Genomic DNA, 800 nt, shown 5'->3' on the forward strand with positions numbered 1-800 from the left:
AATATATTCAATTTTGACCGCAAGGTTAAGACACGAAAACAGTGTACTGTATTTTACACAATATTATGGACTTGACTGGGATTATAGGAAACAATTCGGAAACAGTAAGAAAAGCGTTTACTATATATGAAAATTATAGTTTAAGTGCTTACAATATGGACAGAACTAATGGATTAGTATATAGACCCATCCCCACGAGAATATATAAGATAATAGACGGTTACGTTGGGTACGTCAATCTTCAAGAGTTTTATCAAGACAGAGGTTTTTATAGAGCTACTTATGTTGGATTGCTTCAAAAAAGAAGCGGACCCAGTATGCCACTTCTTTTAGATGATGAATTTTAGGAGGAGATAAAATGTTAAAAAAAGTATTCGTATTATTAATTGCTATCCTAACTTTAGCAATTTTTTCAAACGAAGCTAGTGCTGAGACTCTTGAACCTCTAGAGGCTGACACTATAGAACAAGCTTCAGTACCACGTGATCAACCTTATAGGATTTGGCAAAGTGAATTTTTAACAACTAGTGCTGTTTTTCCAGAAAGGACCCAATTCGTAACAAGATTCTATTATGGAGTAGGCTATAGAGGACATCTTACTATAACCAGAAGGACTGATGGTCGAAATGGTGCAATATACGAAGGTTGGCTTTATCATCCAAATTATTCTGGAGGAAATTTACCAATGCCTGCTAAAGTAATAGAAGGAAAATAAAAAAAGGGTAACTCCCAATAATCTATGAAAAATTATGTTTCCCAAATTTCTCGTTGCTCGTATGATGATTTCTGTCGATTAAGGT

General features: G+C 34.4%; 1 protein-coding gene. It reads left to right on the forward strand.

Annotated features, from left to right (window positions below):
• Nucleotides 1-358: 358 nt before the first annotated feature.
• A complete protein-coding gene (locus C3945_RS11705) occupies nucleotides 359-715 on the forward strand; it encodes a hypothetical protein (RefSeq protein ID WP_161879827.1) in 357 nt (118 codons plus the stop codon).
• Nucleotides 716-800 lie beyond the last annotated feature (85 nt).

Source organism: Alkalibacterium sp. MB6 (assembly GCF_009935905.1).
Lineage (GTDB): Bacteria > Bacillota > Bacilli > Lactobacillales > Carnobacteriaceae_A > Alkalibacterium.

Bases quoted from the DNA above. Each gene is read 5' to 3' on its own strand.
- C3945_RS11705 (WP_161879827.1), top strand. From the start codon at position 359: ATGTTAAAAAAAGTATTCGTATTATTAATTGCTATCCTAACTTTAGCA.